This is a genomic window from Pseudomonas sp. Ost2, from assembly GCF_018326065.1.
Lineage (GTDB): Bacteria > Pseudomonadota > Gammaproteobacteria > Pseudomonadales > Pseudomonadaceae > Aquipseudomonas > Aquipseudomonas gingeri.
Genome location: NZ_AP021904.1, coordinates 6880489 through 6906519 on the forward strand (window position 1 = coordinate 6880489; position 26031 = coordinate 6906519).

Here is a 26031-nt window from a genome sequence, read left to right on the forward strand (position 1 = left end):
CTTGCCTGCGACACGCTCTTGCTGAACGAGCAAGGTGCCTGCATCGCGGGCAAGGCCGCTCCCACACCGGTATTCTGAGCTTCCATAGGTATTACCATGTCTCAAGATCGTCGCTACAGCTTCGAGTTTTTCCCGACCAAGACCGACGCTGGGCATGAAAAGCTGCTTGCCACTGCCCGTCAGTTGGCCAGTCACAACCCCGACTTCTTCTCCTGCACCTACGGTGCCGGTGGCTCGACCCGCGACCGCACGATCAACACCGTGCTGCAGCTCGAGAGCGAAGTGAAGATTCCCGCCGCACCGCACCTGTCCTGCGTCGGCGACAGCAAGGACGACCTGCGCGGCCTGCTGACCCAGTACAAGGCCGCGGGCATCAACCGCATCGTCGCCCTGCGCGGCGACCTGCCGTCCGGCATGGGCATGGCCAGCGGCGAACTGCGCCACGCCAATGACCTGGTCAGCTTCATCCGTGAAGAGACCGGCGCCCATTTCCATATCGAAGTCGCCGCCTACCCGGAAATGCATCCGCAGGCGCGCAATTTCGAAGACGACATCCAGCATTTCGTGCGCAAGGCCAATGCCGGTGCCGACAGCGCGATCACCCAGTACTTCTTCAACGCCGACAGCTACTTCTACTTCGTCGAGCGGGTACGGGCGATGGGCGTGAATATCCCGATCGTGCCGGGTATCATGCCGATCACCAACTACAGCAAGCTGGCGCGCTTCTCCGACGCCTGCGGCGCGGAGATCCCCCGCTGGATCCGCAAGCAACTGGAAGCCTACGGCGATGACAGCCAGAGCATCCAGGCGTTCGGCGAACAGGTGATCAGCGAAATGTGCGAACGCCTGCTGCAAGGCGGCGCCCCGGGGTTGCACTTCTACACCCTGAACCAGGCCGAGCCGAGCCTGGCGATCTGGAACAATCTGAAGTTGCCGCGCTGACTTCCAGCCCGGACAGCGACAAGGGTCCTCGCGCAAGCAGGACCTTTTTTTATGGGTAAAACCTTGAGCCAGAGCCTTTCCGATCTAGCCATTGGCCGGGTTCTCGTCGTAATCTCCAACGATGCCCGTCATTGCCCAGCTTCTGACAGCCGTACTCTTCGCTTGCCTGAGCTTTGCGGCTCGAGGTGAAAAGCTGCGTATTGTCACAGAACCCTGGGCGCCCTACGTGTACGAAGAGAACGGCCGGGCGGTGGGACTCGATTACGAAACCACGGCGATCGTCTTCCAGCGCCTGGGCATTGAAGTGGAGTGGCAGTTCCTGCCCTGGAAGCGCTGCCTGGCGATGCTCGAACAGGGCCAGGCCGATGGCGCCCTGGATATCTTTCACAACAGCGAGCGCGACGCGACGCTGCTGTATCCCGAAGAACCCCTCTCCGAAGTGGAGTTCGTGCTTTTCTACGCCAAGGCCCGTCCGCACCCCGTCAGCACCCTCGACGACCTCAAGGGACTGACCGTGGGGACCTCTCCCGGCTACTTCTACGGTGAATCATTCAACGACTCGCCCCAGTTCCGGCGCGAACCGGCGCCCACCCACGAGGCCAATTTCGGCAAACTGGACCTGGGCCGCATCGACCTGTTGATCACCGACCGCCGGGTGGGCCAGCGCATACTTGAGGAACTGCACCTGCAAGAGCGGATTGCCCAGTACCCGACGGTGATCCGCCAGGGCAGCCAGTACCTGGCCCTGCGCCGCAACGCCGGCATGGACCTGCTGGTGCAGCGCTTCAACGCCGAACTCAAGCGCTTCAAGCGCGAGCCGGCCTATGCCGAACTCGCTGCCCGCTATGGCGGAATCACCCCGACGGCAAAACCGCCGGCGACCTCGGGAAAGCAAAAGCAGTAAACCGTTGAGCAGCAGGAAAGCGGCACGCGTCGATTGCTCTGTTATACTCCGGCGTTCCCGCCAGGCTTACGCCCGGACGCTCGACCTTGCATCAGGTATTCCGACACTGTGACCAGCGCCGCCCAATGGCCCGCGCGCGCCGTGCGTAGAGCCTCAAGATCCAGCAGGACCGGACGGGATTGCGTCCTCCAGGACTGAACGAAAAAGCGCCGTGCGATATGCCGGCCGCTCTCGTCCAGCCCCCAAACGCCATTCGCGCCAGGCAAGATTCCCATCGGGCTATGCCCTAACTGAACAGGATTACTCATGTCCTTTGCTTCCCTCGGTCTCTCCGAGGCTTTAGTCCGCGCCATCGAGGCAGCGGGCTATACCGAGCCTACTCCGGTGCAACAGCGGGCCATTCCCGCCGTGTTGCAAGGTCGCGACCTGATGGTCGCGGCACAGACAGGTACTGGTAAAACCGGCGGCTTCGCCCTCCCGATTCTGGAGCGGTTGTTCCCCAACGGTCACCCGGACAAGTCCCAACGTCACGGCCCGCGCCAACCCCGCGTGCTGGTCCTGACCCCGACCCGCGAACTGGCCGCCCAGGTGCACGAGAGCTTCAAGCTCTATGCCCGCGACCTGAAGTTCGTCAGCGCCTGCATCTTCGGCGGTGTCGGCATGAATCCACAGGTCCAGGCCATGTCCCGTGGTGTCGACGTACTGGTTGCCTGCCCGGGTCGCCTGCTCGACCTGTGTGGCCAGGGCAGCGTCGACCTGTCCCACGTGGAAATCCTCGTGCTGGACGAAGCCGACCGCATGCTCGACATGGGCTTTGTCCATGACGTGAAGAAGGTCCTGGCGCGGTTGCCGGCCAAACGGCAGAACCTGCTGTTCTCGGCGACCTTCTCCAAGGACATCACCGACCTGGCCGGCAAGCTGCTGCACAACCCCGAGCGCATCGAAGTCACGCCACCGAACACCACCGTCGAGCGTATCGAACAGCGCGTGTTCCGCCTCGCGGCCAGCCACAAGCGTTCGCTGCTGGCGCACCTGATCACCGCCGGCGCCTGGGAACAGGTCCTGGTGTTCACCCGCACCAAGCATGGCGCCAACCGCCTGGCCGAGTACCTGGACAAGCACGGCCTGAGCGCCGTCGCGATCCACGGCAACAAGAGCCAGAACGCCCGCACCAAGGCCCTGGCCGACTTCAAGGCCGGCGACGTGCGGATCCTGGTCGCCACCGATATCGCCGCCCGCGGCCTCGATATCGACCAGTTGCCCCATGTGGTCAACTTCGAACTGCCGAACGTCGATGAAGACTACGTGCACCGTATCGGTCGTACCGGTCGTGCCGGTCGTTCGGGCGAGGCGATCTCGCTGGTCGCGCCGGACGAAGAAAAACTGCTGAAAAGCATCGAGCGCATGACCAAGCAGAAAATCGCCGACGGCGACCTGATGGGCTTTGACGCCAGTGCGGTGGAAGCCGAGAAACCGGAAGTCCGCGAGCGTCCGGATGTGCGTAACCCGCGCAACCCACGTGGCCCGCGCGGCGACGGTCCGAATGGCGGCGGTGGTGGTGGCGGTCGCAAGGACAAGGGCAAGGACAAGGGCGGCAAGGAAAAACCGGCGGCCAACGCTCGCGGTGAGCGCCCGGCCCGCGAGCAGAAGCCCCGTGAAGGCACGCCTCGCGAGCAGCAACGTCCAGTGCCACGTCCGGCAGCCGACCGTGCTCCGGACGAGTTCCTCGACGACGATGTGGATAACTTCGGTAACCGCGTCGACTACGTGCCCCAGGCCAAGCCGGCACCGGGCCGTGGTCGTCGTCCTGGTGCCCCGGCCCAGGGTGCGGGTGCTCCGCGCACGGGTCAGTCGCAAGGTCGCCAGAATGGTCCGCGCAACAGCAACGGCGCGACCACCGGCACCCCGCCGGCCAAGCGCAACGGTCCACGCAACGGTGCTCCACGTGACGGCCAGGCCCGTCGCGAAGACTCGCGCAACCGCCGTCCATCCCGTGATGATCAGCCACGTGAAGAGCCGGCCGTGCAGAACCCGCGCGGCCCGGCCCCGAAGATCATTCACAAGGAATCCAAGAGCGATCGCGCCCTGACGCCTGAGCAGCTGGATCAGTTGCCGAACCGCCCTCGCGGCGAGAAACCGGCGCTGCTGACACGCAATCGCTGAGTTCCAGACGGCAATGAAAAACGCCCCCGGTTCGTGAGAGCCGGGGGCGTTTTTCATGGGGGTATCACGGATGATGCCCGCTTATTTCGCCTGCACACCTTCAAACGAGATATCCAGGTCCAGGGTCTGGGAAGTAGGACCTGGGCCCTTGATGCCGAAATCGTTCAGGTTGAGGGTGGTGGTGCCGTTGAAGCCGGCACGGTAGCCGCCCCATGGATCCTTGCCTTCGCCGTTGAACGTGGCCTTGAAGGTGACCGGCTTGGTCACGCCGTGCAGGGTCAGGTCGCCGGTCACGTCAGCTGTTTTCTCGCCAGTGGACTTGACGGCGGTGGAGACGAACTTGGCTTCCGGGTACTTGGCCACGTCCAGGAAGTCTTTACTGGAGATGTGCTTGTCACGCTCGGCGTGGTTGGAGAACACGCTGGCGGTTTTCAGTTCGACTTCGATCTTGCTCGCTTCAGGGGTCTTGGCGTCGAAGCTGAACTTGCCGCTCCAGTCCTTGAAGGTACCGTGTACGAAGCTGTAGCCCAAGTGGCTGATTTTCCAGTCAACGAAGGCGTGCTGGCCTTCCTTGTCGATCACATAGTCAGCGGCCATCGCCTGACCGGCAGACAGAAGAGCGGTACCGATTGCCAGAGCGGCGAGAGTCTTTTTCAACATGCTTCTATTCCTTTTGAGTCGAGGTTGAACATCAGGCTTTGCGACCCAACATGCGGGTCAGCGTCGCATCACGGTCGATAAAATGGTGCTTGAGGGCAGCCAGGCCATGGAGAACGGCAAAGATCACCACCGTCCAGGCCAGGTACAGATGCACCGTACCCGCCACATCCGCCTGGTCGGGGATGCTGGAAATCCAGGCAGGCACATCGAACAGGTTGAACACCGGAATCCCGACACCTTCTGCGGTGGAAATCAGGTACCCGGAAAACATCAGGGCGAACAGGCCGAGATAGAGAAAGCCATGGCCCAGCTTGGCAGCCACGCGGGTCAGCCGGCCGTGGTTGGACGGTGCCGGCGGCGGCGGGCTGACAAAGCGCCAGAGCAGTCGCAGGACCATCACCGCGAACAGGGTCAGGCCAATACTTTTATGCAGGTCCGGAGCAGCCTTGCGCCATTCGCTGTAGTAGTCGAGACCGACCATCCACAAGCCCAGCGCAAAAAGACCGAAGACCACCAGAGCCACGCCCCAGTGCAGGAACATGCTGACTGCACCGTAGCGAGAAGAGGAATTACGTAGCTGCATGGCCGGATCCTGTAAGTATTGCGTCAAAGACTAATGGTTTACCTATCGAATTAAAGCGGAAAATTTCGCTTTGAAATATCGAGAAATACGATCATAAGTCTGAGACGAGCGGGTTAAGAAAATATTAAGGTCGTCGCTCAGGTAGAACAGCCCGGCAAGCGGTTTTATTCGAGTCGCCAGGGCCATGATCGCAAAAATCGTCCATGCCGCCGCCGGACGACCTCATCGTTCGATTCCTGGTCGGGTAAATGCCCCAATGGGTTGTCCCGCGGCCACGCATTGCATAGGCTTGCGGATTGTTTGCCCGCGCCTGTAGCGAGCCGCCCGTGGGAGAGTGGAAATGAGCCTGAACAACCAGTGGATGAAACGCGACCTCGAGGTCGTGTGGCACCCCTGCACCCAGATGAAAGATCACGAACTGCTGCCGCTGATCCCGATCCGGCGCGGCGAAGGCGTCTGGCTGGAAGACTTCGACGGCAAACGCTATCTCGACGCCGTGAGTTCGTGGTGGGTCAACGTGTTCGGCCACTGCAATCCGCGCATCAACCAGCGTATCAAGGACCAGGTCGATCAACTGGAGCATGTGATCCTCGCCGGCTTCAGCCATCAGCCGGTGATCGAGTTGTCCGAACGCCTGGTGAAGATGACGCCCGAAGGCCTGACCCGCTGCTTCTATGCCGACAATGGCTCGTCCTGCATCGAAGTCGCGTTGAAGATGAGCTTTCACTACTGGCTCAACCGTGGCCGGCCGGAAAAGAAGCGTTACGTCACCCTGACCAACAGCTATCACGGCGAGACCGTCGCGGCGATGTCGGTGGGCGATGTGCCGTTGTTCACCGAAACCTACAAGGCGCTGCTGCTGGACACCATCAAGGTGCCCAGCCCGGACTGCTACCTGCGCCCGGAAGGCATGGGTTGGGAAGAGCATTCGCGCAACATGTTCCTGGTCATGGAGCAGACCCTGGCCGAGCATCACGACAGCGTCGCCGCGGTGATCGTCGAGCCGCTGATCCAGGGCGCCGGCGGCATGCGCATGTACCATCCGGTCTACCTCAAGCTGCTGCGCGAGGCCTGCGACCGCTACGGCGTGCACCTGATCCACGATGAAATCGCCGTGGGCTTCGGCCGCACCGGAACCATGTTCGCCTGCGAACAGGCCGGTATCCGCCCGGACTTCCTGTGCCTGTCGAAAGCCCTGACCGGCGGCTACCTGCCGCTGGCGGCCTGCCTGACCACCGAAGAGGTGTACAGCGCCTTCTACGACGACTATCCGACCCTGCGCGCGTTCCTCCACTCCCACAGCTACACGGGCAACCCCCTGGCCTGCGCGGCGGCCCTGGCGACCCTGGATATCTTCGAGCAGGACAACGTCATCGAGAACAACAAGTCCCTGGCCCGGCGCATGGGCAGTGCTACCGCGCACCTGGCGGACCATCCCCATGTGGGCGAAGTACGGCAGACCGGCATGGCCCTGGCCATCGAGATGGTCCAGGACAAGGCGGGCAAGACCACCTACCCATGGCAGGAACGCCGTGGCCTGAAGGTCTTCCAGCATGCGCTGGAGCGCGGCGCCCTGCTGCGCCCCCTGGGCAGCGTGGTGTATTTCCTGCCGCCGTATGTGATCACAGCGGAGCAGATCGACTTCCTCGCCGAAGTCGCCAGCGAAGGGATCGATATAGCGACCCGCAGCGATATCAGCGTGGCGGTGCCGGCCAACTTCCATCCGGATTTCCGCGATCCGGGCTAGGATATTGCGGCGTCCGTGATACCGCCTTCGCGGGCAAGCCCGCTCCCACGGGTCCGAGGTCGTGCCTCGGACGCTTGGCCAGGCACGGACACCATGGGAGCGGGCTTGCCCACTCCCGGGTCCGAGGTCGTGCCTCGGAAGCCTGGTCAGGCACGGACACTGTGGGAGCGGGCTTGCCCGCGAAAAGCCCCTCCCAGGCAAAACATCATTCAGTTATTCAGAGACTCACCATGCGCCTGTCCCGCTTCTTTATCGACACTCCCCTGAGCCTCGGCGAACACGAACTGCCAGAGGCCCAGGCGCACTATATCGGCCGCGTGCTGCGCATGAGCGAAGGCGACGTGCTGCAAGTGTTCGACGGCTCGGGCAGCGAATTCCTCGGCACCCTTCTGGAAGTCGGCAAGAAGCGCGTGCGCGTGCAATTGAATGAACGCTTCGCCGGCCAGGCGGATTCCGCGCTGCATATCCACCTCGGCCAGGGCCTGTCCCGTGGCGAACGGATGGACTGGGCGATCCAGAAAGCCACCGAGCTGGGCGTCAACGCGATCACCCCGATCGTCAGCGAGCGCTGCGAGGTTCGTCTCAAGGATGAACGCGCCGACAAGCGCCTGGCCCACTGGCGGCAGATCGCGATCAGCGCCTGCGAACAGTGCGGTCGCTCCACCCTGCCGGTGATCCACCCACCGCTGTTGCTGGCCGAGTGGCTGAAACAGACCGAAGCCGACCTCAAGCTGGTGCTGCATCCGGTGGCCGAACCCCTGACCAGTCACCCGAAACCGGGCACCCTGGCGTTTCTGATCGGTCCGGAAGGTGGCCTGTCCGACAGCGAAGTCGAGCAGGCGGCCAAGGCCGGCTACCTGCCGGCGCGCCTCGGCCCGCGAGTCCTGCGTACCGAAACCGCGCCGGTGGTGGCGCTGGCGGTCGCCCAGCAGTTGTGGGGCGACTTCTGACAGACAGCGCAAAACCTGAGCTGGCTTGCCAGCGATGAGGCCAGCCGGCCTTGCATCGCCCGATCGCCCGCCTTCGCCGGCAAGTCGGCTCCCACCAAGGTCCGCGCTCGACCTTAGGTCAGATCACGAACCACGAGATCGCCACGAAATGCAGGACACTGCCGGCGATCACGAACAGGTGCCAGATCCCATGGGAATGGCGCAGCCGGTGATCGAGGGCAAAAAAGATGATCCCCAGCGTATACAGCGCGCCGCCCGTGGCCAGCCAGATAAAGCCGGCCATACCCAGCGCGGCCAGCAGGGGCTTGATGGCCACCAGCACGATCCAGCCCATTACCGCATAAATCACGATCGACAGGATCCGGGCCTCGGAGCGCGGCTTGATCTCCTGCAACATGCCGATCACCGCCAGCCCCCAGACGATGCCGAACAGGGTCCAACCCCAGGGACCGCGCAAGGTGACCAGGCAGAACGGCGTATAACTGCCGGCAATCAGCAGGTAGATCGACAGGTGATCGACCTTCTGCATGATCACCTTCGCTCGTCCGCGCACACTGTGATAGACCGTCGACACGCTATACAGGGCCAGCAGCGTGACGCCGTAGATCGCCACGCTGACAATCTTCCACGGGCTGCCGTCCAGGCTCGCCATCACCAGCAGCCAGATGGCGCCGATGCACGCCAGCACCGCCCCCACCAGGTGGGTCCAGGCGTTGAATCGTTCCCCGTGATACATCTGCCGCCTACCTCCGTTGATCAGAATACCGCCCACTAGGCTCAGGCCTCGCGGCGCGGAATGCAATGCCCGGCGCCCGGCAATTTCTCGACCGGCCTCTGGTGTGCCGGGCCCGAACCGGCTTTACTGATGGCCCACCGCCAAACCCGCAACGGCCCCCGCCTGTTCCAAGGAGCCCATCGATGTCCGCCACGGCGCCAACCACCGCCCTCGCCCCTTCGCCCAGCCTCTGGCAACTCTTCTACAACTTCGCCATGGTCGGCCTGTTCGGCTTCGGCGGCGTGATGCCCTGGGCCCGGCAGATGATGGTGGACCGCCGGCGCTGGGTCGACGAACAAGGCTTCAACGAACTGCTGACCACCGGCCAGTTTTTCCCGGGACCGAACATCGGCAACGTCAGCATCATCTACGGCCGCCGCCAGCAGGGTCTGCCGGGGGCCTGCGTGGCGCTGCTCGGACTCTATCTGTTCCCCTCGATCATCACCGTGCTGGCAGGCTTCGCCTACGCCCGCTGGTGGAACAATGACGCGGTGCAACAGGTGTTCGGCGCCATCATGCCGATCGCCACCGGGCTGATGCTCGGCAGCACCCTGCGCCTGCTCAGGGCCATGCCGCGCAACCTCGCCAACTACTGCGCCTTCGGCCTGACCTTTATTCTGATGGGCGTGCTGGTCCTGCCGCTATGGAGCGTCCTGCTGATCTGCATCCCGCTGTCGATCGCCCTGCGTTTTGTCGACCCGCGGGCCTGAACCATGCAGACCGTACTGTTTCATCTGATGATCCAATGCGCGCTCTGGTCGTTGATGGCCATCGGCGGCAACACCGTGGCCCTGGGCGACATCCATCGCTACACCGTGACCCAGATGAACTGGATCAGCGACGCCCAGTTCGTCGCCTTCTTCGCCCTGTCCCAGGCACTGCCGGGCCCCAACGGCATGTTTCTGGTGTTTATCGGCCAGCAGGCGGCCGGCCTGCCCGGAGCGCTGGTGGCGCTGACGGCCAAGCTGCTGCCCTGCTCGATGCTCACCTGGTTCGGCGCCGGCTGGCTGGAGAAACACACCGCAACGCCGTGGGTCCAGCGGATCAAACGCGCCCTGCTGCCGATCTCGGTGGGGTTGATCCTCGCCGCCAGCTACATCCTGATCCGCAGCATGGAAACCAGCGCCTTGAGCCTGCTGCTGACACTGGTCAGCGCCGCCGTGGTGTATTTCAGCCGGGTCAACGCCATCTGGCTGATCATCGCCGGCGTCGCCCTCGGCTTGCTGAGCAGCACCCTGGGAGCCAACTGGTTCTGAAAAAGCCCCAGCCAAAACCCCGGGACTTGGGCACAATCGAGGCATTCGAAAAAGAGCCCGCGCCATGCTGATCGACGAAGAGCTGACCCTGAAAAAACTGGAAGTGTTCCTGGCCTTCATGCGCACCGGCAACCTGGCGCGGGCGGCGGCCGAGTTGCAGACCAGCAATGTCAGCGTGCATCGGGCCATCCACTCCCTGGAAAACGCCCTGCGCTGCCCGCTGTTCAAGCACGAGGGCCGCAACCTGACACCGCTGGAAAGCGCCTACGTGCTGGAAGAGCGCGCGCAGAAGCTGATCCAGGACGTCGTCGAAAGCGTGCGCATGACCCGCGAGGCCGCCGGTTTCTCCGCCGAGCGGTTCAAGCTCGGCTCGCTCTATTCGCTGACGGTGAAAACCGTGCCGCAACTGATCATGGGCCTGAAGATCCGCCGCAGCGAACTGAACATCGACCTGATCCTGGGCTCCAACTTCGACCTGCTGTACAAGCTCAAGAACATGGAAGTGGACGCGATCCTGGTGTCACTGGACGACACCACCAACGACCCGGACTGCGAACACCTACCGCTGTTCGCCGACGATATCTTCCTGGCGACACCCGCCGACTCGCCCTTCGCCCAGCAGGACGAAGTCGACCTGGCGGACCTGCGGGACATGACCTTCATCACCCTGACCCAGGGCTTCGCCACGCACCGCGACGGCAACCGGGTGTTCGAGCAGGCGGGGTTCGAGCCGAAGGTGGCGATGCAGGTCAACGATATCTTCACCCTGCTGAGCATGGTCAGTTCCGGCGTCGGATACGCCTTGCTGCCAGGGCGGATCGCCGCGGTGTACGAGAACCGGGTGAAGCTGATCCCGCTGCAGGTGCGCTATCACCTGCAACAGCATATCGGCGTGGTGTTTCTCAAGGCCAAGGAACGTGATCCCAACCTGTTGGCACTCCTGGCGGAATGCCGGATGTATGCCAACAGGTTGAATTGATGGCTCAGCCCACCAGGCCGCGCACGATGAAGAACAGCACCGAAGGTCCGAGCAGGCAGCCCAGCCCGGTGTGGAAGGTTGCCGTCAGCGCGCCATAGGGCACCAGCCGCCGATCCGTCGCCGCGAGGCCGGCGGTCACGCCGCTGACCGTGCCTGCCAGGCCGCCGAAGACCATCGCCGAACGCGGGTTGTCGAGGCCCATCCAGCGCGCCGCCACCGGCGTGCCGACCATCACGATGATCGCCTTGATCAACCCCGTCGCGATCGACAGCGCCACCACATCGGAACTCGCGCCAATCGCCGCACCGGTCACCGGCCCGACGATATAGGTCACCGCGCCAGCCCCGATGGTGGTCATGCTCACCGCATCGCGATAACCGAAGGCCCAGGCCATGCTCGCCCCGACGATAAACGGCAGCACCGTGCCCAGCAGCAGCGCCAGGGCACCGATCAACCCGGCTTTCTTCGCCTCGGTGGCCTGCACTTCAAAGGCCGTGGCAACGATGGCGAAGTCCCGCAGCATCGCCCCGCCCATCAGGCCGATGCCGGAGAACAGCGTCAGATCCGCCAGGCCCTTCTGTCCGCCGGTCAGGGTGCCGCCGACCCAGGCCAGCACCAGGCCGATCACGATGGCAATCGCCGAGCCGTGGATCCGGCCAAAGGTCAGGCGCCTGGACAGCACCACCGACACCCACATCACCACGCCGACAAAGGCGAACGCGGTGATCAGGCCATTGTGTTCCAGGCCTTTCTCGATGAGATCCCACATATCAGCGACCTCCCGCGACAGGAGTGACCGGCACGATATCGGCCGGTTCGTCCGGCAATGGCTCGCCCTTGTGGGTCCGACTGATCAGGGCAATGGTGCAGCCACAGACCACCACCGAACCGATCGCCGCCAATACCGCCACCGGACCGCCGTGCAGCGCCGTGACCACGTTCTGGTTGGCGGCCATGGCGACCACCACCGGAATGTACATGGCGCCCCAGAAACCGACACCCATCTCGCAGTCCCTGGTCATGCAGCCGCGCCTGTGCATCCACAAACGCGCGCAGATCAGCAGGATCATCGCGATCCCGACCCCGCCGACATTGGACTTCACCCCCAGCAACACGCCCAGCATGTCACCCAGAATCACCCCTGCCAGCGTACAGATCGCCAACAGTGCCACACCGTAAATAATCATTCTTGTTGTCCTCGCATCGCATTGTCGAAGTTGTTGTTTTTGTCCTTCGAAGCAGCAGCCGGTGTTTATCGGTGACGGCGTCCCTCCTCATCCATCAGCGCCTTGAGGCTGTCCAGCCGGGCACCGTCGAAGGCAATGACGGTGCCTTGCTCGAACACCCGGCGCGCCAGGCCGGTCAATACCGAACCCGGTGGCAGTTCGATCTGCAGGCGGCTGCCGCGCTCATAGGCGCTTTGCACGGTGCCGCGCCAGTCGACGACCCGGCACATGTTGAACGCCAGGTCATCGCGGATCTGTTCAGCGGTACGCAGCAGCCGCGCGCTGCTGCCGCTGAGGTAGCCCAGCCGCGGCGCGCGCAGCGCCACCGTGGCGAACGCGGCGGCCAATGCCCGGGCCGGTTCGTCCAGCAGCGGACAATGAGAAGGCACGCTGACCGCCAGGCGCCGGGAGGCGCCGTCCTTTCTCATCAGGGCAACCAGCGCGTTCATACCCGCCTCGCTCCCGGCGATCACACACTGGTTGTCGGCGTTGATGTTCGCCAGGTAGACCGGGGTGCGCTCGCTGTGCACCTGGGCCAACAACTTATCCACAGCCGCCAGTTCCAGCCCGATCAGGGCGGTCATGCCATAGCCCTGTGGATAAGCCCGTTGCATCAGCTCACCACGCAGGCTCACCAGCCGTACGGCATCGTCGAAGTCCAGCGCCCCGGCCACCACCGCCGCCGGATAGGCGCCGATGGACAGGCCGGCGACATGGCTCGGCGCCTCCGTGTTCTCCAGCAACAAGCGGGCAGCGGCCACCCCGGCGAGCAGCAGGCAGAGCTGGACCGCACGGGTCGAGGCCAGGGCCTGTGGCGTATCCAGGGTCGCGACCTCCTCGCCCAGGACTTCGCTCGCTTCGCGCAGGCAATCGCGGACCACGGCGGCATCGGGCAGCCGCTGCAACATGCCGGGCTGTTGTGCACCCTGGCCGGGAAACACCAGCAGGCTGCTCATGCCGCCTGCTCCTGGTCGGCCCAGGGATCGAGCACCAACAGCGCGCCCTCGGCCCGCTTGAGCAGGACCCGGCGTGCCGGGCCCGCCCACTCGGCCAGCGCCACCGCGCCTTGTGGCGTCTGCACCTGCAGGTCGACGCGGCAGAACGGATTGTCCAATTGCTGCAACAGGCCGGCGGCCTGACGACGCGACAAGGCTTGCGGCGCCCGCAGGATCAGGTCCAGGTCACTCTGCTGATGCAGGGTCGGCAAGCCGGTGGCCAACTCGAAACCGGCACTGCCGCCGACGCCCCAGGCCAGGCCCGAAGCGTTCAGCAAGGGCCGCAGATAATGCAGCGCCTGCAAGGCCGGCCAGTCGCGTCCCCAACCGATACTCGCGATCAGGGCTTCGGGGCGTACCCGACGCTCGACCAGCCGCCGGGGCATCAGCGTGGCAAAACGCTGTTCACGCAGAACCCCGCGCACCCCCACCGGCACCTGGCCAGCAGACGCCAACGCACGCCGCACCACCACCGGCTGGCCGTGGCTCAGCGCCTCGGCAACCCAGCCCGGTGCGTCCTCCGGCAACTGCGCCGGGGTCAGTCCCCAGAGCAAGTCATGAGGAAGGAGTTCGTCGTCAGCCTGCATCGCCATTCACCACTGCTCGCGCAACAGTTGCCGAACCCGGCTCGACGCCGCCCGATTGCTCGCGCCCAGGCGCCCGCTCAGGTCCGTGCCCTTGTGCGCCACATCGTGGATGGCTTCGACCAGACAGTCCTGCACCTGCGCCATGTCGACGGCCGTCGGCTGTTCGATCTGTTCCACGCCCAGGGTTTTCCACAGCAGGCCAAGACTGGCGTAGCTGTCGATGTCATAGGCCATCGGCGGCACACTGGCGGCCAGGGCTTCCAGCTCTTCGACGCTGCGCAAGGTCACCCGTGCCGCCGAGGCCTTGCCCATGGCGTGGACCATCACCCCCGGATCGCGCAGGGCGATCAGCCGGTTGGCCTGGTAACCGTGGGCGAGAAAGGCCCCGGACATCGCCTTGCCCACCAGCAGGGCAATCACCGCGTGCCCCGCGAGGCGGGCGCGGGCATAACTGTCCGCCGCTCCGGCCAGGGCCTGGTGGATGCCCAGGGCTTCCTCACGACGCCCGTAGGCCTGGCTCGGTACATCGACAATGGCGATCAGGGCCCGTTTGTCCGTGCGTCCGCTGTCAGCCTCGATCACTTCATCCACGGCCTTGGCCAGGCCCCAGCCCTCCAGCAGGCCGACCTCACCATTGCGGGCACGGACAAAGCGATTGGCCGGGTCCGCCACCACTGCCAGGAAGCGCACCGGGTGGCCGCCGAGCTCGGCATCCGCGACCTTCAGTGAAGGCGGCAGGCCGGACACTTCGCCGACACCGGCGGTCAGGGCCTGGAACCAGTGCAAACCGCGCAGGGAATAAGCGCTCATGGGCGATCTCCTTGGAAAAGACGACGAACCGTGGCGGGATCGATCTGCGGCCCGGCATCCAGTTCGGCCAGCCTCTGCAGGTACCAGTGCGCCTGCCGGCTGCGTTGCGCTTCGGGCACACCGGCCTCGAGCAAGGCCGCGACCTGCTCCCGGACCTGTGCCACATCATCGGCCACGTAACGATCCACCAGGCCGCTGGCGAAACGCTGTTCGCCGCCGGTCAGGCTCCAGATGAACGGACGGTCGCGGGAGTCGTATTCCTCCAGTCCGGCTTCCTGTTCGATCACCTGCGGGCCGTTGAGGCCCAGCCGCGCCTCCTGGGTCACCAGCAGATAACTGCACAACGCCGCCGCGATGGACATGCCGCCAAAGCAACCAACGCTGCCGGCCACCACGCCGATCACTGGCTGATAACGCCGCAGGTCGACAATCGCCGCATGGATATCGGCAATGGCCGCCAACCCCAGGTTGGCCTCCTGCAACCGCACGCCGCCGGTTTCCAGCAGCAGCACGGCGCGGGTCGGGATGCCCTTGCGGTTGTCTTCGGCGGCCAGTTCCAGGGCACCGGCGATTTTCGCCCCGCCCACTTCACCGAGGCTGCCGCCCTGGAAGGCGCCCTCGATGGCAGCTACCACCACCGGCAGGCCATCGATGCTGCCCTTGGCGATCACCACCCCGTCATCGGCCTGGGGCACCACGCCCTGGCGTTCGAGCCAGGGCGACATGACCCGCGCAAAGGGGTCGAGCAGTTCGCGAAAACTGCCACTGTCGAGCAACGCTCGCGCACGCTGGCGGGCGCCGAGTTCGACGAAGCTGTGCTTGTGCAACAACTGCTCGCTGTCAGTCATGGCCGATCTCCTCGAAGCCTTGTTCCAGGCGCAGGCGGACCACACCGGGAGTCGCCCCGAAATCGTGGATATCGATGCTCAGCGCGGGCGGCAGCTGGCCATCGAACAGTCGCTCGAACAGATGCTGCCAGCGCGCCGAACTGCCGTTCACCGAAGTCGTCACCTCGATCGACAGGCGGCCCGGATGGCCGGGTTCCAGTAGCACTTCCAGATCGCCCGAGCCGACGCAACCCACCAGGGCACGGCCTTTGGGCGGTTGCCCGGCGGGGAATTCAAAGGACAATTTTTCCATCACAAGGCTTCCTGTTCGAGGCGGTCGATCAGCAGGCAGGCGGCGAGCAGATCCGCCGCGCCACCCGGTGAAGCGTTCATCGCCAACAGCTGTTGATCCAATTCATGCAGGCTGCGCCGTCCGGCCAGGCTGGCGCTGCCGCCCGCCTCCAGCACGGCGCGGGCGCCCTGTTGCATGGCCTGCAGACCCGGCACGCCGGCGCGGTAGAGCACGCAGGTGTCGGCCAGGCTGGTCATGATCGCGAGCAGGGCATCCAGCCGGGCGTTCTGTTCGCCGTGGCCGGCCAGCCGGCTGCGCTTGAGTTGTGGCAGGCCGAGACGGGTCACCGCCGGAAAGCCCAGTTGCGCTTCTTCCCGGGCCCCGCGCGCGCCGTAGCGCTGGGCGACCTGGCTGCCGTGGCTGCTGCCGTTGGGCGCATGACGGTCTTCCAGCAAGGCCAGGCGCGCGGCGCGCAGGGTCAGGGCATTGGCCATCACCGCGCGCGGCTCGAGCGCCGCCGCCGCCACCAGCAAGCCCAGGGCCCAGATCGCGCCGCGATGGGTATTCACCCCGCCGGTGGTCTGCAGCATGGCCTGCTCGCCTTCACGGCCGATACGGCCGAGGGCTTCACGCAGCGGCAGGTCGACGGTGCCGCTGGCGGCCGCGGCTTCCGCCATTTCCCTGAACATCGGCCACAGCGACAAGGCCGAGGCATGCATCAGCCCCAGGTGCAGATCGCTGTGGGCACCGTTGCCGCGGCGATCCACCAGGGCCGGCTTGGGCGACAGGTCGGCTTCGTCGATCAGCGCTTCCACCGCGAAGTCCGCCAGGCGCTCGGCCAGGGACAGGGGTTGGGCTTGCAGATTGAAGGCGTGCATTTACCAGCTCCTGAACTTGGCGGGCGGGTTGTAGAGGCCACCCGACCACTCCACCAGGTCGGCCACACTCTTGGCCGCCAGCAGTTCGCGGCTGGCATCGGTGCGACGGATACCGAGGTCTTCGGGCAAGGCGATCAGGCCTTCGCGACGCATCCGCGCGGTGTCCTTGGGGTTATGCCGCAAGCCGATGGCTGTGACACCGGCCACGGCGGCGATCATCGCCTGGCGCTCCTCCAGGGAACGGGCCTTGTACAGGTAGGCGATACCCTCTTCGGTCAGCAGGTGGGTGACGTCATCGCCATAGATCATGATCGGCGCCAGCGGCATCCCGCTTTTCCTCGCCACATCCACGGCATCGAGGGTCTCGACGAAGGTCGGTTTGCCGCCCTCCTGGAAGGTCTCGACCATCTGCACCACCAGCTTCTTGCCGCGTTCGAGCAACGCTTCGGGCGCATCGCCGCCATCGAGGCGCATATCGAGCCAGGCCGGGGTGCCATGGCGACGGCCGCGTGGATCATGCCCCATGTTCGGCGCCCCGCCGAAACCGGCCAGGCGACCGCGGGTCACCGTGGAAGAATGACCGTCGCCGTCGACCTGCAGGGTTGCGCCGATAAACAGGTCCACCGCGTATTGCCCGGCCAACTGGCAGAACATCCGGTTCGAACGCAACGAACCGTCGCGCCCGGTGAAGAACACATCCGGCCGGGCGGCGATGTAGTTTTCCATGCCCAGTTCAGTGCCGAAACAATGCACGCTCTCGACCCAGCCACTCTCGATGGCGGGAATCAGGGTCGGGTGCGGGTTGAGAGTCCAGTTGCGGCAGATCTTGCCCTTGAGACCGAGGGATTCGCCGTAGGTCGGTAGGATCAGCTCGATGGCGGCGGTGTTGAAACCGATCCCGTGGTTGAGGGACTGCACATTGTGTTTCTCGTAGATCCCGCGGATCGCCATCATCGCCATCAGCACATGCACCGGCTTGATATGGCGCGGGTCGCGGGTGAACAGCGGCTCGATATAGAACGGCTTGTCGGCCACCACCACGAAGTCGACCCAGGACGCCGGAATATCCACCCGGGGCAGTTCGCTGACGTCATCGACCAACTGATTGACCTGGACGATGACGATGCCGTCGCTGAACGCCGCCGGCTCGATCAGGGCCGGGGTGTCCTCGGTGCTGGCGCCGGTGTAGATATTGCCGGCACGGTCGGCCATGAAGCCGGCGCTGAGTACCACGTTGGGGATCAGGTCCACCACCAACCGGGCGTAGAGTTCGATATAGGTGTGAATCGCGCCGATTTCCAGCAGGCCGTCTTCCAGCAGCTGGCTGATGCGCAGGCTCTGGGTGCCGGCGAAGGAGAAGTCCAGCTTGCGGGCGATGCCGCGCTCGAACAGGTCCAGGTGCTCGGCGCGGCCGACGCTGGGCATGATCATGTGCAAATCGTGGAGTTTGGCCGGGTCGGCTTTCACCAGCGAGCGCGAGAGGAAATCCGCCTGCTTCTGGTTGTTGCCTTCCAGCACCACCCGGTCGCCGGGCATGATCAGGGCTTCCAGGGCGGCGACGATCTTGTCGGTGGGCAACACCACGCCATCGGCGAGGGCCCGCACCTGCTCGAGACGGCGCTGCTTCTCGGCACGCCGCCGGGTCCAGCGCGAGTCGGGGGAATTGGGGGTTGTCATGCTCACTCCACGGGTTCGCTTTCGTGGAGTAGACAGTAGGAGCGAATCGCCGGGGCATCAATCAAGCCCGGCGCTGGACTGTTACGCTCAGGTTAATGGTTCTACTAAATTCAACTGTAATAGAGCCCGACCATTGTTTGCTCGACGACCGACTTCAACGCAGTGGCGTTGTCGATCAACTCCGCCAGCAATCCCTCGTCTTCATCCATGTAACCTTCATATTCCGCCAGATTCCGTCGTTCATGACACAACGCAAACAAGCGAACCTGCAACTTGTTGACTCCGGCGGTATGAGCAAGACACTGGAACACCAGATAACGTCGATCCGAGCGGTATCCGCTGAGGCGTAGCGCCGTGAGCGCAATGCCATGGGCAGCGTTGTAGGCCAGGTCGAAACGACTGGCAAAGGACAGTTGTGTGGCACGCGCATCGCGCAAACGGTCAGTCGCCGAACGCATCAAGCCTTCGCACTCCTTGTGGTCAGGGGGCTCCGCCTTCAGGCCACCACTACGTTGCAGGTTTTCCAGACTCTCGTTTCTGTCCATCCTTAGACTCCAGGGGATTGCGTCCCATGATGTTGAGCTTGTCCTGCGTCACCACCCGCTGAACGAAGCTGTTGCCGGCGGCGAGCTTTTCACTCCAATCCTCCAGGCTGTAAAGCGTCGGGTTGATAGCGCGGCCCAGTTGTTCCTCAATGGGCAATAGTCGCTCCATCACCTCGCTATAGTGCAGGGCACTACCGATCAGCATCAGATCGATATCGCTACCGGCATGGGCCTCATCCTTGGCGATAGAACCGTAGACAAATGCCCAGTTCAGTTGATCCGCAAATGGTTCGAGCGCCACGCGCAAAGGTTCGCTAATACCGAATGTCTTGCGCACGATACCCAGCAGTTCCTGGTAGATAGGGCACGCCGGATTGGCCTGATAATGCGTCTGGTTGCCTTGCCGACTGAGGGTCAGGACGCCTGCCAATTGCAGGCGTTCCAGTTCACGCATCAGACTGCCTTTGCCAACCTTTGCCCAACGGGCTATCTCATTGGCATAGAAACTATGGTCCGGCTTGCCGAAGAGCAAGCCCAGGATTCGCTGTTGTGTTGCAGTAAATAACGCATCACTGAGGGAGAGGGTTTGCATGGTTGCGCCAAAGAGTCCCAAAAAGGGAACGATAGGTCCCTTTTTGGGACTTATCAAGAGCTAGTGATAGAGAGCGCGCTGGACGAGCGGATGACGATCAGTTGAGCAGAATCTGCGAAGTCTGACCGGTTCTATTGGCTTCGGTGCGGCGCCCCGACAAGCCACTTCCTACAGGTTCAGGACTGTCTCGCAATCGTGGAAAAGACACGGACATTGTAGGAGCTGGCTTGCCAGCGAAGAGGCCGGCCGCCGCCACGCAATCGCTCAGGCCAGCCCCGACTCCAGCACCAGGCGCTCCAGCCCCAGCAGATCCGGCACTTTTGCCACCAGGTCGGCGACCTGGACCGCGGCCTTTTCCAGGTGGCACAGCGGCACGTCGACAAAGCTCAGCTGGCTGTCGAGCTTGTACGAGCGAGGAATGCCCTGGATCACCAGGGCGATGAACTTCAGTTCCGGCCGCCCGCCCAGGGCATTGAGAACGACGATCCGCGACCGGTCGCCGACTGCAATGGCCCCGCCACAGGCGGCCTCGAAGCTGATCAGCGGCAACTGCCGGTCACGCCAGGTGACTTGCCGCAGGTACCACGGCGGCGCATCGCTGGCCGGTTCGCCGCGCTGGTAATCGATCAGTTCGGCCACCGCCACGTTCGGCAGCAGCAGGTAGCGGTCGGCCAGTGGCAGCATCAGCCCGGTCAGGCTGCTCGCACGATGTTCATGCATGCACATGGCTCCAGTGGGCGATGCTCTCCAGCAGCACCGATTCCTGGTACGGCTTGCCCAGGTAGTCGTTGACGCCGATGGCCATGGCCCGGTCGCGGTGCTTCTGGCCGGTACGGGAAGTGATCATGATGATCGGCAAGTCCTTCAGGCGCGGATCGTTGCGGACCTGGGTCGCCACTTCGAAGCCGTCCATGCGCGGCATTTCGATATCCAGCAGCATCAGGTCCGGGGTGTGTTCCTGCAGCAGGGTCATCGCGTCCACGCCGTCCTTCGCGGTGATCACGTTCATGCCGTTGCGCTCCAGCAGCCGGCTGGTGACCTTGCGCACGGTGACCGAGTCGTCCACTACCATGACCAGCGTCGGTCGCATCGGCGTGAAGTCCACCGCCAGGTCGCTCAGCGCCCGCGGCACCGGCACCCAGGCCTGGGAAGTGCGCACATGGGCCAGCAGGTCGAGAATCAACACCACCCGGCCATCGCCGAGAATCGTCGCGCCGGACAAGCCCGACACGGCGGCAAACTGCGGCCCCAGGCTCTTGACCACGATTTCCCGGGTGCCGGCCAGGGTGTCCACCTGCAACGCCACCCGCTGCTCGTTGCAATGCACCAGCAGCACCGGCAGCGCCTGGCTCAGCCCGAGCAGCTTGGGCTTGCTGACGGTTTGCAGCAGTTCGCCCAGGTAGCGCAATTCGTAGGTCTGCCCGGCGTATTCGTAACGCGGCGGGTTCATCTGGTAATAACCTTCCAGCTCGCCGGGCAGGACCCGCACGATGCCTTCGACGGTATTCAACGGGATCGCATATTGCTCCTCGCCACACTGCACCATCAGCGCGCGGTTCACCGAGACGCTGAATGGCAGGCGGATCTGGAAGTGCACGCCCTGTCCCTTGATCGAGTCGATGGTCATGGTCCCGCCCAGTTGCCGCACTTCCTCGTGGACCACGTCCATGCCGACGCCGCGCCCGGAAATCTGGGTGATGCGCTCGGCGGTGGAGAAGCCCGGCTGGAGGATGAACTGCAACACGTCGCGGTCGCTGATCAGCGTGTCTTCCTCGATCATCCCGCGCTTGATCGCCTTGCGCCGCACGGCATCGAGGGGAACACCGGCGCCGTCGTCGCGGATATCGAAGACGATGTCGCCGCCTTCATGGGACAGGTCCAGGGTGATCCGTCCCTGTTCCGGCTTGCCGGCCGCCAGCCGCACCTGGGCACTTTCCAGGCCGTGGTCAACGGCGTTGCGCAGCATGTGTTCCAGGGGCGCGATCATGCGTTCGAGGACATTGCGGTCCATCTCGCCTTCGGCATTGCCGACAATGAAATCGACGTCCTTGCCCAACTCTCCGGCCACCTGCCGGACGATGCGCTTCAGGCGTGGCACCAGGCGTTCGAACGGCACCATGCGCGTGCGCATCAGGCCTTCCTGCAACTCGGTATTGACCCGCGCCTGTTGCAGCAACAGGTTCTCCGCGTCCTGGTTACGGCCGGCCAGGGTTTCCTTGAGGTCGAGCAGGTCGGAGGCCGACTCGAACAAGGCCCGCGACAGTTGCTGCAACTGCGAGTGGCGATCCATTTCCAGCGGGTCGAATTCTTCGTAGCCCAGGCGCTCGGCTTCCACCTGCTGACGGCTGAGGATCCGCCCCTGGGTTTCGATATCCATCCGCCGCAGTTGGTCGCGCATCCGCGAGAGGGTGGTTTCCATTTCGTTGAGCGCGACCTTGGCGTCATTCACCTGCTGCTCGATGCGCCCACGGAAGATCGAGGTTTCCCCCGCCAGGTTGACCAGGTCCTCCAGCAGATCCGCGGAGACCTTGACCATGTCCTGGGGCGGACGCTCGGCTTCGGGCAGCACCGCCTCGCTCTTGGACGGCAGCGAAGGCGCAGGCTCCGGCGTCACCGGCAGCTCGACCACGGGCTGGCGACCAAAGGCCTGGATCTCGGCAATCAGGGCATCGGCCGGGACCACCGGCTGTTCGTCGCGCACCGCATCGAGCATCTGCGCCAGACGGTCATGGCCGCTCTGCAACAGCTCGAACAGCGCCTCGCCAGGCTGCAGCAGCAGGGTCGACACGCCTTCGTAGAGAAACTCCAGTTCATGGGCCAGGTCGCCGATGGGCGCAATCTCGACCATTCGCGCACCGCCCTTGAGGGTGTGCAGGTCGCGCAGCAGGGTTTCCACTTCCTGGCGGCTCGACGGCTCGGCCTGCCAGCGCTGCAGCGCGGCGCCGGAGCTTTCGATGATGTCGAAGCCTTCCTCGAGAAAGACCTCCAGCAATTCCGGATCGCTGACCGCTGTCGGCAACTCGGCCGGCTCTCCCGGTTCGAGCGGTTCCGCCGCCTGCTGGCGAAACGCGCGGATGCCGTCGATCAGCGCCGCCGGATCGCTCAGGGGTTGCTGGCCTTGCAGTTGCTCCAGCAACACGGCGAGGTGGTCATGGCTCTTTTGCAGCAGCAGCGCCAGGGCCGGGGAGTGGCTGAAACGCCGGTCCACCAGGCCTTCGTAAAGATTTTCCAGTTCGTGGGCCAGGTCGCCGACCGGACCGATCTCGGCCATCCGCGCGCCGCCCTTGAGGGTATGCAGGTCGCGTTGCAGGGACAGCAGCGGCGCGGCGTTGTCCGGCTCGTCGAGCCAGCGCTGCAGGGCCAGCCCGGCGCTGTCGAGAATATCCGCCGCCTCTTCGAGAAAGATCGTCACGATCTCGTCATCCAGATCGACGCCGCCGGCCACCCCGGCCGCGTCAACCCGGGCCGCCTCGGCGGTGGCCGTGGTCAGCTCGGTGATGCTCAGGGTGCGGCTGCCGTCGGTCTTGATCAGCCCGGTGGCGGACGGGTCGAGGGCTTCGTCGAGCAACTCGCGCAGTGCCTGGACGCGGGCCGGCTGCGGGTTGATTGCCTGGCCGGCGGCCAGTTCGTCGAGCATGTTGATCAGCGCTTCATGGGCCTGCTGGGCCTCATGGAAAAACCGTTCGCTGACCGCCAGGCTGCTCTCTTCGACGGCGCCGTAGAGATCCAGCAAGGCTTCGCACAACTCGTCCACCGGCTCCAGGTCGGCGATATGCGCGCCCTGGCCGAGGGTGGTCAGTTCGTCCAGCAGGTCGTTGAGTTCCTGGCGCTCGCCGGGATGCTGCTGCCAACGCAGCAACAGGTTCTCGGCGTCCAGCAGGATATCCATGCCCTGGGCAAGGAAGTTGTTGATCAGTTGCGGGTCACGCCGGGGCCGCAGGGCACTGCTGGGCTCGCTCAGCAACGCGTCGAGACGGCTCGCCAGCAGGGCCTCGGTGCGCTGGATCAGCTCCGGCGCGCCGCTGATGGCGGCCAGCGGATCGTTGTCCAACTGCTTCAGGCCACGGCGAAACAACCCTTCGGCCTCGAACAGCAGTTCGATCTCGTCCAGGTCCAGCGCCAGCAGGTGAGCCTTGAATTCCCGGGCCAGATGGTCAAGCGGCGCGGCCAGTTCGGCCATCGGCAGGACCCCGGCCATATAGGCACTGCCCTTGAGGGTGTGCAGGGCCCGTTGCAGTTCGTCGCTGGCCTGCAGCGGCAGGTGTTCGGCGGCCTGCTCGAGAAAGCGGTTGAGGCTGTCGAGATGGGTTTCGCCCTCGTTGCGGAAGATTTCCAGCAACTGCGGGTCAAGGCCCTCGGCCTCGCCAGCGACGTCAGCCTCGTCGTCATCCGAACTGGCCAGCTCATGGGCCCGGGCGGCTATCCAGTCGACATCGTCACGCTGGCGCTGGGCATTGGCGGCGAACTCGCCGATCAGCTCCGGCAGCAAGGCCACCACATCGGCGATCAGTTGCTGCACCGCCGGCTCCGGTTCGACGCTGCGCTCCAGCACTCGGTTGAGCAGGTTTTCCACGGCCCAGGCCAGTTCGGCCAGCACCAGCGCACGCACCATCCGACCGCTGCCCTTCAGGGTATGGAAGGCCCGGCGCAACTCGGCCAGGGCCGATTTGCTCTCGAGATCGGCGAGCCAGCGTGGCAGGTAGTCGCGCAAGGCATCGAGGACTTCCTCGGTTTCCTCGAGGAAGACTTCGCGCAATTCGTCATCGACCGGCGCTTCATCGGACGGCGGCGGCAGCAGGCTCCCCGGCATCTGCCGGGCCGGCGGGTTGAGCGCCGAGACCGGGCTGGCCAGGACATCGGCCAGGGACTGCACCACCTGGGGGTCGTCCAGCGCCTGCAAATCGTGCATGACCTGGGCCTCACTGGGGCTCAGGATTTCTTCGAGCAACGGCACGTCCAGTTCGACCGGCGCATAGCCCAGCGCATCGAGGCTTTCCTCGGCCTTGTCCAGCACCCGCTCGCCAGGCGCCTCATGGTCTTCGGCCAGGCGCTCGAGGTAGTACTCGATGCTGGTCAGCGCGTCGGCAAGCCGATCGAGTTGTTGCCAGGACGGTGGTGCCGGGTCTACCAGCAGGTGTTCGCGGACATAGCGGTTGCAGGTTTCCAGCAGGCTCGCGGCGCGGCCCAGGGGAATCATCGCCAGGGCGCCACGGACCTGGGTCAGCAGCTCGGGCAGCGGCATCAGGCGCTCGCGGTCCCAGTCGGCATCGATGTAGTCGACGATCAGGTCCTTGGCCTGCTGCAGGCAGATCCGCGCTTCCTTGATCACGATCTGGTGAATCTGGGTCAGGTCGGTGGTCGGCAGGCGGCTTTCTTCGCGGCTTTCCGGCTCCACCGTGCCGATCATCCCGGCCAGCGTCGCCTCGACATAGAGCAAGGCCCCGGCGACATCCATCAGCACCGCGTCATTGGGTTCGCGCTGCCCCTGGGCCAGGCCCTGGACCACCGCCAGTTGATCGATGATGACCTTGCGCGGCTGGCCGAAACCGAGCACCGCCAGGGTATCAGCGATCTGCCGCAACGGCGCCAGCAGGCTGGCCAGGTCGTCGGTGTGCTGGCGGTCGCTGCGCACGAACAGGTCGAGCCGCTCCTTGACCCGCACCAGCTCTTCACAGAGCGCCGAGACCACCGAACGCATGGCATCCCGGTCGGGGCCGGCCAGGCGCGCGCGCTCTTCGTCGACCACGGAAGTCGCGGGCAAGGCCTCGTCGAGACCGTAGCGCGCCTTCAGGGCGAGCATCTGCGCGGTGGGCCGCTCGGCCTTGGCGATATAGAACAGCAGGCTCTTGAGCAATTCGTCCGGCGCGGCCTGGTTGATGCCGGCCATGCCCTGTTCCAGCAGGCGCTTGAGTTCCTTGTCGGAATCCTTGAGCAGGCTGCGCAGGGCCGGGCTGTTGCCGATGGCACCGCTGAGCATGCCTTCGACCAGCGCCGAGCCGACCTGCCAGAGCTGGCCCAGCGGAGCGTTCTGGCACAGGCTTTCGAGACGGGCGAAGACCTTGGCCATGTAGCCGAGGTTGGTCTGATCGTCCTGTTCGCGCAGCAAGCCGACCAGCGCGGTCTGCAGCATCTGCCGCAGTTTGCGCAGCAGGTTGGGCAGTTCCGCCGGGGCCTGGCGGGCCAGGGCCGCGTCGTCGAGGGCGGGCAGTTCGAGCAGGGTCGGACTGAACAGGCTGGTTTCCGAGAGCAGGCTTTCGCCGCGGGCACTGCGCAGGTCGTTGAGCAGCGGCAGCACCACCAGCGGCAGGTCGCGGCGGGCGCTGTGCACACGGTCCAGGTACAGCGGCAGTTGACCGAAAGCCTGGTGCAACAGGCTGATGGCCTCTTCCTGCTCGCCGACCCGGCCCTGCTGCATGGCCAGCACCAGTTGTTCCATCTCTTCGGCCAGCAGGGCCGCGCCGTAGAACTCGACCATCTGCAAGCTGCCATGCACCTGGTGGATGCAGGCCAGGCATTCGGCGATGTCCTGGCTCGAATGCCCCGGTTCGTCGAAGGCATCCAGGGCCTGGCGGGCCTGCTTCAGGGTGTCGGCGATTTCGCCCTTGACCCATTCGAGGGCCACATAGTCGTGGTGGTCGCTCAT

Annotated in this window: 24 protein-coding genes; 8 read left to right on the forward strand and 16 right to left on the reverse strand. The window is 64.6% G+C overall.

Translation table 11 applies throughout. The features are described from left to right. The first annotated feature begins 96 nt into the window (after positions 1-96). The 3 genes from metF to KI243_RS30560 all read left to right on the forward strand — a co-directional run bounded on the left by metF (position 97) and on the right by KI243_RS30560 (position 4009). Positions 97-942, forward strand: a complete 846-nt coding sequence (gene metF / locus KI243_RS30550) for a methylenetetrahydrofolate reductase [NAD(P)H] (protein ID WP_017124814.1) — start codon at positions 97-99, stop codon at positions 940-942. A 121-nt stretch (positions 943-1063) separates the two neighbouring features. Beyond that, positions 1064-1846, forward strand: coding sequence for a transporter substrate-binding domain-containing protein (locus KI243_RS30555; RefSeq protein ID WP_177087026.1), 783 nt, complete (start codon positions 1064-1066; stop codon positions 1844-1846). Positions 1847-2152: 306 nt separating this feature from the next. Continuing rightward, positions 2153-4009 carry a DEAD/DEAH box helicase gene (locus KI243_RS30560; protein WP_017124817.1) on the forward strand — a complete coding sequence of 619 codons (1857 nt, stop codon included), beginning with the start codon at positions 2153-2155 and terminating at the stop codon, positions 4007-4009. Positions 4010-4090: 81 nt separating this feature from the next. Here the strand turns inward: KI243_RS30560 and KI243_RS30565 are convergent, their stop codons facing one another. Together KI243_RS30565 and KI243_RS30570 are read right to left on the reverse strand one after the other, a co-directional pair. Further along, positions 4091-4669, reverse strand: coding sequence for a YceI family protein (locus KI243_RS30565; protein ID WP_017124818.1), 579 nt, complete (start codon positions 4667-4669; stop codon positions 4091-4093). A gap of 31 nt (positions 4670-4700) precedes the next feature. Beyond that, complete coding sequence (locus tag KI243_RS30570) at positions 4701-5252, reverse strand: cytochrome b (protein WP_177128327.1); 552 nt, start codon at positions 5250-5252, stop codon at positions 4701-4703. 340 nt (positions 5253-5592) lie between these two features. On the opposite strand from KI243_RS30570, the gene KI243_RS30575 reads away from it, so the two are divergent. Beyond that, positions 5593-6999: an adenosylmethionine--8-amino-7-oxononanoate transaminase gene (locus KI243_RS30575; RefSeq protein ID WP_212810237.1), complete on the forward strand. Its 1407-nt coding sequence runs from the start codon at positions 5593-5595 to the stop codon at positions 6997-6999. A 230-nt stretch (positions 7000-7229) separates the two neighbouring features. Further along, the gene (locus KI243_RS30580; protein WP_178992258.1) at positions 7230-7949 is read left to right on the forward strand and encodes a 16S rRNA (uracil(1498)-N(3))-methyltransferase; all 720 of its coding nucleotides are present in this window, start codon (positions 7230-7232) and stop codon (positions 7947-7949) included. Between the two features lie 118 nt (positions 7950-8067). Here the strand turns inward: KI243_RS30580 and KI243_RS30585 are convergent, their stop codons facing one another. Then, the gene (locus KI243_RS30585) at positions 8068-8685 is read right to left on the reverse strand and encodes a hemolysin III family protein (protein WP_017124821.1); all 618 of its coding nucleotides are present in this window, start codon (positions 8683-8685) and stop codon (positions 8068-8070) included. A 182-nt stretch (positions 8686-8867) separates the two neighbouring features. Here KI243_RS30585 and KI243_RS30590 point away from each other — a divergent pair, with 182 nt between their 5' ends. The 3 genes from KI243_RS30590 to KI243_RS30600 all read left to right on the forward strand — a co-directional run bounded on the left by KI243_RS30590 (position 8868) and on the right by KI243_RS30600 (position 10959). After that, positions 8868-9434: a chromate transporter gene (locus KI243_RS30590; RefSeq protein WP_177087030.1), complete on the forward strand. Its 567-nt coding sequence runs from the start codon at positions 8868-8870 to the stop codon at positions 9432-9434. 3 nt (positions 9435-9437) lie between these two features. Further along, a complete protein-coding gene (locus KI243_RS30595) occupies positions 9438-9980 on the forward strand; it encodes a chromate transporter (RefSeq protein WP_017124823.1) in 543 nt (180 codons plus the stop codon). A 64-nt stretch (positions 9981-10044) separates the two neighbouring features. Beyond that, positions 10045-10959, forward strand: a complete 915-nt coding sequence (locus KI243_RS30600) for a LysR substrate-binding domain-containing protein (RefSeq protein ID WP_017124824.1) — start codon at positions 10045-10047, stop codon at positions 10957-10959. 4 nt (positions 10960-10963) lie between these two features. Here the strand turns inward: KI243_RS30600 and madM are convergent, their stop codons facing one another. The 13 genes from madM to KI243_RS30665 all read right to left on the reverse strand — a co-directional run bounded on the left by madM (position 10964) and on the right by KI243_RS30665 (position 26031). After that, positions 10964-11728 carry a malonate transporter subunit MadM gene (madM, locus tag KI243_RS30605; RefSeq protein ID WP_017124825.1) on the reverse strand — a complete coding sequence of 255 codons (765 nt, stop codon included), beginning with the start codon at positions 11726-11728 and terminating at the stop codon, positions 10964-10966. Position 11729: 1 nt separating this feature from the next. Beyond that, positions 11730-12146, reverse strand: a complete 417-nt coding sequence (gene madL, locus KI243_RS30610) for a malonate transporter subunit MadL (protein ID WP_212810238.1) — start codon at positions 12144-12146, stop codon at positions 11730-11732. A 65-nt stretch (positions 12147-12211) separates the two neighbouring features. After that, on the reverse strand, positions 12212-13141 hold the full coding sequence (gene mdcH / locus KI243_RS30615; RefSeq protein ID WP_017124827.1) for a malonate decarboxylase subunit epsilon: 930 nt from the start codon (positions 13139-13141) through the stop codon (positions 12212-12214). Further along, positions 13138-13767: a malonate decarboxylase holo-ACP synthase gene (locus KI243_RS30620; protein ID WP_042934828.1), complete on the reverse strand. Its 630-nt coding sequence runs from the start codon at positions 13765-13767 to the stop codon at positions 13138-13140. Before KI243_RS30620 ends, mdcH begins: the two co-directional genes overlap by 4 nt. A gap of 6 nt (positions 13768-13773) precedes the next feature. Next, complete coding sequence (gene mdcE / locus KI243_RS30625; protein WP_017124829.1) at positions 13774-14577, reverse strand: biotin-independent malonate decarboxylase subunit gamma; 804 nt, start codon at positions 14575-14577, stop codon at positions 13774-13776. Next, complete coding sequence (locus KI243_RS30630; RefSeq protein ID WP_177087040.1) at positions 14574-15425, reverse strand: biotin-independent malonate decarboxylase subunit beta; 852 nt, start codon at positions 15423-15425, stop codon at positions 14574-14576. The genes mdcE and KI243_RS30630 overlap by 4 nt, the downstream gene beginning before the upstream one ends. Beyond that, positions 15418-15717: a malonate decarboxylase subunit delta gene (locus tag KI243_RS30635; protein ID WP_017124831.1), complete on the reverse strand. Its 300-nt coding sequence runs from the start codon at positions 15715-15717 to the stop codon at positions 15418-15420. Before KI243_RS30635 ends, KI243_RS30630 begins: the two co-directional genes overlap by 8 nt. Beyond that, positions 15717-16574, reverse strand: coding sequence for a triphosphoribosyl-dephospho-CoA synthase (locus KI243_RS30640; protein ID WP_212810239.1), 858 nt, complete (start codon positions 16572-16574; stop codon positions 15717-15719). The genes KI243_RS30635 and KI243_RS30640 overlap by 1 nt, the downstream gene beginning before the upstream one ends. Next, positions 16575-18251 (reverse strand): malonate decarboxylase subunit alpha, encoded by a 1677-nt coding sequence (mdcA, locus tag KI243_RS30645; protein ID WP_177109206.1) that lies wholly within the window; start codon positions 18249-18251, stop codon positions 16575-16577. Between the two features lie 110 nt (positions 18252-18361). Further along, a complete protein-coding gene (locus KI243_RS30650) occupies positions 18362-18796 on the reverse strand; it encodes a hypothetical protein (RefSeq protein ID WP_212810240.1) in 435 nt (144 codons plus the stop codon). Beyond that, positions 18759-19388, reverse strand: coding sequence for a nucleotidyltransferase domain-containing protein (locus tag KI243_RS30655; RefSeq protein ID WP_042934797.1), 630 nt, complete (start codon positions 19386-19388; stop codon positions 18759-18761). Before KI243_RS30655 ends, KI243_RS30650 begins: the two co-directional genes overlap by 38 nt. Before the next feature lie 264 nt (positions 19389-19652). Beyond that, positions 19653-20108 carry a chemotaxis protein CheW gene (locus KI243_RS30660; RefSeq protein ID WP_017124836.1) on the reverse strand — a complete coding sequence of 152 codons (456 nt, stop codon included), beginning with the start codon at positions 20106-20108 and terminating at the stop codon, positions 19653-19655. Continuing rightward, positions 20101-26031: an Hpt domain-containing protein gene (locus KI243_RS30665; RefSeq protein WP_212810241.1), complete on the reverse strand. Its 5931-nt coding sequence runs from the start codon at positions 26029-26031 to the stop codon at positions 20101-20103. Before KI243_RS30665 ends, KI243_RS30660 begins: the two co-directional genes overlap by 8 nt.